Raw genomic sequence first — 10,192 nt, 5'->3', positions numbered from 1 at the left:
GCGGGCGGCAGGTCGAGCACGTCGAGCACCACCGCGACGTCGCTGCCCCCGGCGGCCGGTTGCAGGGCGGCGGCCAGGTGGCTGGCCACCGGCACCAGCAGCAGCACCCGTCCGTCCGGGTCGGTGACGTGCCGGGCGTGGTGCGGGCCCGGCCGGTGGGCCAGGTGCACGAGGCCGGGCAGGCGGCCGGCGACGAGGGTACGGACGATCTCGGCGGAGTTGGGTCGCATGGGCGCGACCTCCTTCAAAGGTTAGGCTTACCTAACCCGGAGCCTAGAGCACCCGCCCGTCGGCGTCCACCACACCGCCGCACCTCACCGGGTCTGCTCCAGCCAGGAGGCGTAGAGCAGGCCGTACACCGAGTCGGCGTCGCGGACCAGCTCGTCGTGCGGGCCGCGCTGCACCACCCGCCCCCGGTCCACCACGATCACCTCGTCGGCGGCCTGCGCCGTGGAGAGTCGGTGAGCGATCGCGAGTGTGGTCCGACCCCGGGTGACCGCGTCCAGCGTGCGCTGCAACCGCACCTCGGTCGCCGGGTCCACCGCGCTTGTCGCCTCGTCGAGCACCAGCAGGTCCGGGTCGGCCACGTACGCGCGGGCCAACGCGACAAGCTGGCGCTCGCCGACGCTGAGCGCCTCGCCACGCTCCCCGACCGGAGTGTCCAGGCCCGCCGGCAGACCCTCCAGCCAGTCAGACAGGCCCAGCTCGGTGAAGGCGGCGCTCAACTGCTCGTCGGTCAGCTCCGGCCGGGCGAACCGGACGTTGTCCCCCACCGTCGCGTGGAAGAGGAACCCGTCCTGCGGCACCATCACCACGCGTGAGCGCAGCGAGTCGAACCGGACATCCGTCAGCGGCACCCCGGACAGCAGCACCGCCCCGGCCGACGGGTCCATGAGACGGGTCAGCAACTTCGCGAACGTGGTCTTGCCACTGCCGGTCTCACCGACCACCGCCACCCGGCTCTTCGCCGGGATCTCCAGGTTGATGTCGTGCAGCACCGGCGGACCACCCGGATAGGCGAACCGCACACCGGCGAACCGGATGTCCAGCGGCCCGCCCGGCAGCTGCCGCCCCTGCTCCCCCGGGTCGGCCACGTCCGGCGCGACGTCCAGCACGTCCAGCACCCGACGCCAGCCGGCAATCGCGTTCTGCGCCTCGTTGAGCACCTCGGTGGCGATCTGCACCGGCTGGATGAAGAGCGTCACCAGGAACAGGAACGCGGTCAGCTGGCCGATCGACAGGGTGCCGTCCACCCCCAGCAGCACGCCGAGCACCACCACGCCGGCCAGCGCCAGCCCCGCCGCCAACTCCCCCACCGAGCTGCCCACGATGCTGATCCGGATCGCCCGCTGCTGCGCCAGGCGCTGCCGGTCGATCGCCTCGTCCAACCGCCGCTCGGTGCGCCCGGCGATCCCGTACGCCCGGATCACCGGCGCGCCCACCACGCTCTCGCCGATCGCGCCCAGCAGCGTCCCGGTGCGCTGGCGCACCGTCGCGTACGCCGTGCCGAGGCGGCGTTGCAACTGCCGGATGACGAACACCGCCGGCAGGAACGCGGCCAACACCACAAGGGTCAACTGCCAGGAGTACGCCAGCATGACGGCGGTGGTGACCACCAGCTGACCGAGGTTGACCAGCAGGATCACCCCGCCCCACTGGAGGAACTGGGTGATCTGGTCGACGTCGCTGGTCACCCGCGAGACCAGCGAACCCCGCCGCTCGGACTGCTGGTGCAACATCGACAGATCGTGCACGTGTCGGAACGCCCGGGTCCGGACGTTGGCCAGCGCCGTCTCGCTGACCGTGAACAGCCGGCGCATCATCAGGTAGCCGCAGATCGTGGTGATCGTCAGGATCGCGGCGGTGATCGCCACCACCGACCAGACCACGTTCAGATTCAGACCACCGACGAGGCCCCGGTCGATGCCCTGCTGCACGGCGACCGGCACGGCAACCCGGCCGACCATGTAGACCAACGCCAGGGCCAACGTGCCGGCCAGACCGGTCCGTAGCTCCGGCGAGAGCGCCAGACCCCGACGCAGGGTCTGCCAGGTCGTCTCCTCCCGGGCCTCCTGCGTGTCACTGGTTTCCGTAGTCGCGCTCACCGTGCCCGCCTCTCGTTCGCGACTGCGGGGCTCCGCTGCGCTGCACTCCTCGCGCTCACCGGTCCACCTCGATCTCCAGGCCCGACGGCAGCGGCGCCACGTCGTCGCCGTACGAACTCTCCTGCGCACGCTCGACCTCGGCCTGCTCGTACGCGGTGACCAGGTCGACGTACCCGGGCACGGTGGCCAACAACTCGCTGTGGGTGCCCCGGGCGATGACCCGTCCCTGCTCCACGTAGATGACCTCGTCGGCGAGGGCGATGGTGGCCCGGCGGTACGCCACCACCAGGATCGACGCGGCCGGAACCCCCGCCTGCGCGGTCGACGACCGCAGCCCCGCCAGGATGGCCGCCTCCACTCGAGGATCGACCGCGCTTGTCGCGTCGTCGAGCACCAGCAGGCGCGGCCGACCGGCCAGCGCGCGGGCCAGGGTGAGCCGCTGGCGCTGGCCGCCGGAGAGCGAGGTGCCCCGCTCGCCGACCATGGTGTCCAGACCATTGGGCAGCGCGGCGACGAAACCGTCCGCCTCGGCCAGCCGCAGCGCCGCCCAGACCACCTCGTCGTCGACACCGGGCCGGTCCAGGGCGATGTTGGCGCGCACCGTGTCGTCGAAGATGAAGGGCACCTGGGCGACCAGGGCGACCGTGCCGGCCAGCGACGCGGAGGTCAGCTCGCGCACGTCCACGCCGTCCAGGAGCACCGTGCCGGAGTCCGGGTCGACGAGGCGCACCGCCAGCGACGCGATGGTGGACTTGCCGGCGCCGGTCGGCCCCACCAGGGCCACCGTCCGACCGGACGGGACCGTGAAGCCGACCTCGCCGAGGACCTGCGCGCCGGGCGGGTGCGCCTCGGCCGGCGGGTAGGAGTAGTGCACGTCGTCGAAGGTGAGGGTGGCCGGGCCGGCGCCGGCCGGGTCGAGCACCCGCTGCCCGTACGGCATCTCGCCGGTGGCGTCGAGCACCCGGCGGACCCGGTCCCAGCCGGCGACGCTGCGCGGCAGCTCGGCCAGCACCCAGCCGATGGCCCGCACCGGAAAGGCCAGCACGGTGAAGAGGAAGGCCACGCTGACCAGCTCGGTCACGCTGATCGCGCCCTGGCGCAGCCGGAACGCCCCGACCACCAGCACGGCCAGGGTGCCGAGGCTGGGCAGCGTCTCCAGCAGCGGGTCGAAGATGCCGCGCAGCCGGCCGACCGCGATCAGCGAGTCGCGCAGCTCACCGGCGCGGCCCGCGAACCGGGCGGTTTCCTGGGCCTCGCGGCCCATCGTCTTGACCACCAGGGCGCCGTCGAAGCTCTCGTGGGCGATCCCGCTGACCTCGGCGCGCAGCCGCTGCGCCCGGGCCTGCCGGGGGGCCATCCGGCGGGAGTAGACGACGTTGAGCGCGAACAGCGCGGGAAAGACCGCGAGGCCGACCAGGGCGAGCGCCCAGTCGGTGGCGAAGAGCGACACGATCGCGCCGACAAGCATCACCAACGTGCCGACGGCGAACGGCAGCGGCGCGATCGGGTACCAGGCCGCCTCCACGTCGGAGTTGGCGTTGGAGAGCAGGGTGCCGGTGGAGTTGCGGTGGTGCCAGGACAGCGGCAGCTCCAGGTAGCGGCGGGTGACCCTGCGGCGGTAGGAGGCCTGGAGGCGGTACTGCATGTAGCCGGCGCCGAGCCGGCGGCCGAAGATGCCCGCCACCCGCAGCACGCTGATCCCGAACAACGCGGTCGCGGCCAGCGCCAGGGTGCCGGCGCCCACCTCGCCGCGTTCGATGGCCGGAAGCGCCACCTCTCCGATGACCGACCCGACGACCCGGGCGCTGACAATGATCATCCCGCCGAAGAGCACGCTGCCGACGACCGCCACCGCGAAGATCCGCGGCTGCTCACGGATCGCCTGCCGCAGGACCCCCAGCCCTCGACTGAGAACGTCCCGACTTGTCTTGCTCGCCACACTCTCCCCCGCCGTAAGCCGCAATTATCTCCCTCATCCTTACCGGTCAGGGCCAGCACCGCCGACCCTGACTGGATATGTCGACCGTCACGTACCGGACGGCGGCGCGCCTCTGGCGCCGTCGGGTGTCCGCCGTCGCGCACCGACGGGCCACCGGGCCTACGATCGGGCCATGCCGCGGTACGCCCGAGCCGAGCGCGAGGCGCTGGCCGACCTTCTGCTGGCCCTCGGGCCGGCCGCCCCAACGATCAACGAGGGCTGGGCGACCCGTGACCTCGCCGCGCATCTGGTGCTGCGGGAGCGCCGTCCGGACGCGGCGGGTGGGATCGTGCTGCCGCCGCTGCGCGGCTACGCCGAGCGGGTCCGTCGGCGACTCGCCGCACAGCCCTACCCCGAACTGGTGGGGCAGGTGCGGCGACCGCCGCTGTGGAGCCCGGTCAGCAACCCGGTGACCGACGAGCTGGCCAACACGATGGAGTTCTTCATCCATCACGAGGACGTCCGACGGGCCGGCTCCGGGTGGCAGCCGCGTGACCTGCCCACCGGCCTGCAGAGCGCGCTCTGGAAACGAGCGACCCCGATGGCCCGACTGGCACTGCGCCGGTTTCCGGCCGACCTCTACGTGCAGGCGCCCGGCCACGGTGAGGTCTCCGTCGGTCGCGGCGGTGAGCCGCTGCGCCTGGTCGGCGCCCCGGCCGAGCTGGTGCTGTTCTTCTCCGGCCGGCAACGGGTGGCCCGGGTCCAGCTCAGCGGTTCGGCGGAGGCGGCTCGGCGACTGCGCGCCGCCAACCTGGGCATGTAACTCTATGTGCGTAAACGGTCACCGAACGACTGTGGAATTTCCCACACCCAGCGAAACATGCTGATACGTCCTCCCGTACGCTTCACCGCGCCGCTCCGCGCCGGGCGGCACGAAGTGGGGGCGCACTGTGCGGGACTTCGCGATTTCGGCGCTGCGGGAACCCCCGTTTCCCACGGGCCGCCATCGGGCCACGGACCAGGTGGCGGGTGAGAGCATCGAGTGGGCCCGCGCGTTCGGGCTGGTCGATTCCAGCCACCGGGTGCGCCGCCTGGAACGGGCCGACGCCGCCGGACTGGCCGGCCGCGCCTGCCCGGACGGCTCGCTGGAGGGGCTGCGGCTGCTCACCGACCTGATCAGCTGGCTCTTCGTGATGGACGACGCCTGCGACGAGGACGGCCTCGGGGCCGACCCGGTCCGCCTGGGCCCGGCGATCAGCACCCTGCTCGACGTGCTGGACCGGTGCGGTGACCCGGACGTCGTACCGCCCGCCGTCGGGCCACTGGGTGACGCGCTGCACGACCTCTGCCGCCGGACCCGGCTGCACGACCACGCCGGGCTGTTGCTGCGGTTCGTCAGCCAGATGCGGGAGTACCTGCTGGCGCTGCTCTGGGAGGCGGGCAACCGGGAACGTCGGCGCGTACCCGAGGTGGCCGAGTACGTGCAGCTGCGTCGGCACATCGGCGGCGTGCACCCCTGCCTCACCCTGACCGACCTGGCGTCGACACGGCCCTCCGGGCCGACCCAGCGCGCCGACCCGGGGCTGGTCGCCCTGGACCTGCTGGCGGTGGACCTGGTCTGCTGGTGCAACGACCTCTTCTCCTACGGCAAGGAGAGCCAGGCCGACCCGGACGCGCACAACCTGGTCACGGTGATCGCCCAGGACAGCAACGCGGACGAGGCGACCGCGCTGCGGAGTGCGGCACAGCGGTTCAACCAGGGGTTGGCGACGTACCTGGACGCGGAGGAGGCGCTCCGCGCCACCGGCGACGACCGGATCCGCGACGCGTTGGCCGCTCGGCGCAACTGGGTCCGGGCCACCTACGACTGGTCAGTGGTGGCTGCCCGGTACGCCTGATCGACCCTACCGGTTGGTGGGATGGGACGGCCCGACGATCACCGGGGCTAGCCGATGCACGCCGACAGGCAATACTCTTCGGTAACCATCATGACGTGACGACCGTCACGCCACCACCCCCGAAGGCGGCTACAGCGATGGCTCTCGATGTACCGTACCGCTCCATCCCGGACATGTTCCTCAAGCGCGTGGCGGCCACCCCCGACCGGAACGCGTTCGCGTCCCCGAACCCCGACGACTCCGGGCCGGTCTGGCTGACCTGGGCGCAGGTCGGCCAGCGTGCCAGGGCGGTCGCCGCCGGCCTGCACGGCCTGGGCGTCGGCCAGGAGGACCCGGTCGCGATTCTCGCCAACACCCGGCTGGAGTGGGTGATCGCCGACCTCGGCATCATGTGCGCCGGCGGCGCGACCACCACCGTCTACCCGACCACCGAGCCGGCCGACGCGACGTACATCATCGCCGACTCCGGGTCGAAGGTGCTCTTCGCGGAGAACCCGGCCCAGGCGGCGAAGATCGCCGGGGCGACCCTGCCCGCGCTCACCCACGTGGTGCTCCTCGACGGCGCCGTCGACCCGACCGCCGCGATCGCGCAGTTGACGCTCGCCGATCTGGAGGAGCGCGGCGCGCAGGCCCTGGCCGCCGAGCCGGAGCTGATCGACATGCTGGTGGCCGGCATCGGCCCGGACCACCTGGCCACTCTGATCTACACCTCCGGCACCACCGGCCAACCCAAGGGCGTCGAGCTGCTGCACGGCGGCTGGTGCTGGGAGGCCGTGGCGCAGGCCGAGGTCGGGCTGCTGCGCGACGACGACCTGCAGTACCTGTGGCTGCCGCTGGCCCACTCGTTCGGCAAGACCCTGCTCTGCGGCGCCATCCACGTCGGCCTGCCCACCTACGTCGACGGACGGGTGGACAAGCTGGTCGACCTGCTCTCGGTCATCCGGCCGACGCTGATGTGCGGCGCTCCCCGGGTGTTCGAGAAGGTCTACAACAAGGCCGTGACCACCGCGCAGGGCGCCGGCGGCGCGAAGGCGAAGATCTTCGGCTGGGCGGTCGGCGTCGGCAAGGAGAAGGTCGCCCTGGAGCAGGCCGGCAAGCCGGTGCCGGCCGGGCTGAAGCTGCGTTACGGGCTGGCCGAGAAGCTGGTGTTCAGCAAACTCCAGGCCCGCCTGGGCGGCCGGATGCGGGTGCTGGTGTCCGGCGCCGCGCCGCTCAGCCCGGAGATCGCCACCTTCTTCGCCGCCGCGAACCTGCCGATCTCCGAGGGCTACGGCCTGACCGAGACCAGCGCCGGCAACTTCGTCAACCCCCCGGCCGGGCTGCGGATCGGCACGGTGGGCCGGGCGATGGGCGACCTGGAGTGCAAGATCGACACCGACGGGGAGATCCTGGTGCGGGGTCGACCGGTGATGCGCGGCTACCACAACCTGCCGGAGGAGACCGCCGCCTCGTTCACCGAGGACGGCTTCTTCCGGACCGGTGACATCGGCACCCTCGACGAGCAGGGCTACCTCCGCATCACCGACCGCAAGAAGGACCTGGTCAAGACCTCGGGCGGCAAGTACATCGCGCCGTCGCACATCGAGGGCATGTTCAAGGCCATCTGCCCGTACACCTCGCAGGCGGTCGTCGTCGGTCAGGCCCGCAACTTCTGCACGATGCTGGTCACGCTGGACCCGGACGCGATCCGGGGCTGGGTCGCCGGCGGCCCGCTGGAGGGGCGCAGCTACACCGAGATCGTCGCGTCGGCTGAGGCCCAGACGATGGTCGAGGAGTACGTCGCCCAGCTCAACGCCAAGCTCAACCGCTGGGAGACGATCAAGAAGGTGGCCATCCTGCCGCGCGACCTCACCATCGAGGCCGGCGAGATCACCCCGTCGTTGAAGATCAAGCGGCGTGGCGTGGAGAGCAACTTCGCCGCCGAGATCGACAAGATGTACGCCGGCACCCTCGCCGAGCTCTGACGCGTCGCCGGTGGCCCCGTACCCCGCTCGGGTGCGGGGCCGCCGGCATTCGTGGCCGAGGGTCGCTCAGGCGATGACGGCCGGCTCGCGCCACCGCTGGCGGCCGGCCCGGTCCAGGTCGTAGCGGACCGCCGCGATCCGCCCGACGGCCTCCACGAGGTCCGCCGCGGGCAGGGTGAACGGCAGCCGCAGGAAGCGCTCCAGGGTGCCGTCCAGGCCGAACCGGGGGCCGGGCGCCAGCCGTACGCCGACCTCCTCCGTGGCTCGGGCCAGCGCGCTCGAGACCGGGCCGTCCAGCTCGGCCCAGAGCGTCACGCCACCCCGGGGCACGGTGACCCGCCACTCCGGCAGTCGGTGCGCCAGCGCGCCGAGCAGGGCGTCCCGCTGGACGGCCAACTGGACGCGACGGTCGGCGACGATGGCCTCGGCGTCGGCGAGCAGGTGCACCGCGACCAGTTGGTCCAGCACGGGGCTGGCCATGTCGACCCCGACCCGCACGGCGGCCAGCCGCTGCACCTGCGGAGCGGACGCGCGCACCCAGCCGATCCGCAGGCCGCCCCAGTAGGGCTTGCTCATCCCCCCGATGCTGATCACCCGACTGTGCCGGTCGTAGGTGGCGACCGGGGGTGGCAGCTCGGTGCCGTCCATCGACAGGTCCACGAAGGACTCGTCGATGATCAGGTCGGTGCCGACCGCGTGCGCGGCGGCCACCACGCGCTCGCGCAGCGAGGCGGGCATCAGGTGCCCCGTCGGGTTCTGGAACTCCGGAATCAGGTAGGCCAGTTTGGGCCGGGTCTGCCGGAGACTGCCGAGCAGCAGGTCGGGCTCCCAGCCGCCGTCGGCGGCCAGACCGTGGGTGGTGATCCGGGCCCGCCGGCCGGCCAGCGCGGCGAGGGCGTTGGGGTAGGTCGGGGACTCGACCAGCACGGTGCCGCCCGGGGCCAGGGCGAGCCGCAGCACCAGATCCAGTGCGTGCTGGGTGCCGCTGGTGACCATGATCTGGTCGGCCGAGGTGGGCAGACCCCGGGCGGTGTACGCGTCGGCCACCGCCTCGCGCAGCTCGATGATGCCGGTCGGGTGGTAACCGGCTCCGCTCAGGTAGCGGGGCAGGTCCTCGGTGGCGGCCCGGGCGGCCGACAGCAGTTGCGGCGGGGCAGCCAGCGCGGCGACGCCGAGGTCGAGCATCTCCCGGTCGTCCAGCGGGGTCCACAGGCCTGTGCTGGCGACCCGGTGGTTGCCGGGCAGCATCGTCCAGCTCCCGGCGCCCCGACGGCTGGCCAGGTGACCGGTCTCGCGCAGCTGCCGGTAGGCGGCGGTGACAGTGGTCCGGCTGATCCGCAGCGCCTCGGCCAGCTCCCGTTCGGCCGGGAGTCGGACACCCAGCGGCAGCCGGCCGTCGGCGAGCAGCCCCCGCACCGTGCCGGCCAGAGCGGCGTAGTCGGGGCTGCGGCGGCGACCCGGCAGGGCATGCCACTGCCCGAGCAGACGGGCCAATTGGACGCCGCGCACCTGCCCGGTCATAGCCACTCCTCGGATATTGGCTTCTTCCTCGACGAGGATTGGCACCTAGGGTGGCATGCATGGCACTGCTTGGCAATCTGCGGCACCGGCCCGTTCGACGGTTGGTCCAGCTCTACCTCGGGCTCGCGCTCTACGGCGTCAGCATGGCCCTGATGATCCGCTCCCACCTGGGCCTCGACCCGTGGGACGTGTTCCACCAGGGGCTCTCCGAGCTGACCGGGCTCTCCTTCGGCACGGTCACCATCGGCGTCGGCGCGCTGGTCCTGCTGCTCTGGATCCCGCTGCGGCAGCGGCCCGGCCTCGGCACGGTCAGCAACGTCGTGGTGATCGGCCTGGTCGTGGACGCCACCCTGGCCCTGCTGCCCGCAGGTGGCCCGCTCAGCGTCCGGATCGCGATGCTGGTCACCGGGATCGTCGCCAACGGCGCCGCCACCGCTCTCTACCTCGGCGCCCGGTTGGGGCCCGGCCCCCGCGACGGCCTGATGACCGGGTACGTGGCCCGCCGGCCCGGCCGGTCGGTCCGGCTGGTGCGCACCGTCATCGAGGTCACCGTGCTGGCGCTGGGCTGGTTGCTCGGCGGCACGGTCGGCGTGGGCACCGTCGCGTACGCGTTGGCCATCGGTCCGTTGGCCCAGTTCTTCATCCCGCTGTTCGCCGTGCCGGAGGGCACCACACCAGACAGCGCCACACCAGACAGCGCCACACCAGACAGCGCCGGATCCGAAGAGCGGCGTGTAGGGAAAGCGTGTAGATCCGGGGGGTCAGCGGATCAATAAAAAAAAAAAA

Annotated in this window: 7 protein-coding genes and 1 pseudogene; 4 read left to right on the top strand and 4 right to left on the bottom strand. The window is 72.2% G+C overall.

Annotation, left to right across the window (positions count from 1 at the left end; genetic code table 11):
• The 3 genes and pseudogenes from PSH25_RS06850 to PSH25_RS06840 all read right to left on the bottom strand — a co-directional run.
• Nucleotides 1–230 (bottom strand): annotated as a pseudogene (locus tag PSH25_RS06850) (DUF2470 domain-containing protein); the annotation flags it as partial.
• 84 nt (nucleotides 231–314) lie between these two features.
• Nucleotides 315–2,105 (bottom strand): ABC transporter ATP-binding protein, encoded by a 1,791-nt coding sequence (locus tag PSH25_RS06845; RefSeq protein ID WP_238658184.1) that lies wholly within the window; start codon nucleotides 2,103–2,105, stop codon nucleotides 315–317.
• A gap of 55 nt (nucleotides 2,106–2,160) precedes the next feature.
• Nucleotides 2,161–4,044, bottom strand: coding sequence for an ABC transporter ATP-binding protein (locus PSH25_RS06840; protein WP_238658183.1), 1,884 nt, complete (start codon nucleotides 4,042–4,044; stop codon nucleotides 2,161–2,163).
• 172 nt (nucleotides 4,045–4,216) lie between these two features.
• On the opposite strand from PSH25_RS06840, the gene PSH25_RS06835 reads away from it, so the two are divergent.
• From PSH25_RS06835 to PSH25_RS06825, 3 genes are all read left to right on the top strand, one after another.
• A complete protein-coding gene (locus PSH25_RS06835) occupies nucleotides 4,217–4,846 on the top strand; it encodes a TIGR03085 family metal-binding protein (RefSeq protein WP_238658182.1) in 630 nt (209 codons plus the stop codon).
• 127 nt (nucleotides 4,847–4,973) lie between these two features.
• On the top strand, nucleotides 4,974–5,921 hold the full coding sequence (locus PSH25_RS06830) for a terpene synthase family protein (protein ID WP_238658181.1): 948 nt from the start codon (nucleotides 4,974–4,976) through the stop codon (nucleotides 5,919–5,921).
• Nucleotides 5,922–6,058: 137 nt separating this feature from the next.
• The gene (locus PSH25_RS06825) at nucleotides 6,059–7,885 is read left to right on the top strand and encodes an AMP-dependent synthetase/ligase (RefSeq protein ID WP_238658180.1); all 1,827 of its coding nucleotides are present in this window, start codon (nucleotides 6,059–6,061) and stop codon (nucleotides 7,883–7,885) included.
• A 66-nt stretch (nucleotides 7,886–7,951) separates the two neighbouring features.
• On the opposite strand, the gene yczR is transcribed toward PSH25_RS06825, so the two are convergent.
• Nucleotides 7,952–9,406 (bottom strand): MocR-like transcription factor YczR, encoded by a 1,455-nt coding sequence (yczR, locus tag PSH25_RS06820; protein WP_238658179.1) that lies wholly within the window; start codon nucleotides 9,404–9,406, stop codon nucleotides 7,952–7,954.
• Nucleotides 9,407–9,465: 59 nt separating this feature from the next.
• Between yczR and yczE the strand changes: the two genes are divergently transcribed.
• A complete protein-coding gene (gene yczE, locus PSH25_RS06815) occupies nucleotides 9,466–10,182 on the top strand; it encodes a membrane protein YczE (protein WP_238658178.1) in 717 nt (238 codons plus the stop codon).
• The last annotated feature ends 10 nt before the right edge of the window (nucleotides 10,183–10,192 follow it).

This window comes from Micromonospora foliorum (genome assembly GCF_022229015.1).
In the GTDB taxonomy this organism is placed as follows: domain Bacteria; phylum Actinomycetota; class Actinomycetes; order Mycobacteriales; family Micromonosporaceae; genus Micromonospora; species Micromonospora foliorum.
Note: the sequence above shows the minus strand (reverse complement) of the source record. Positions and strands in the feature narration are given on the sequence as shown.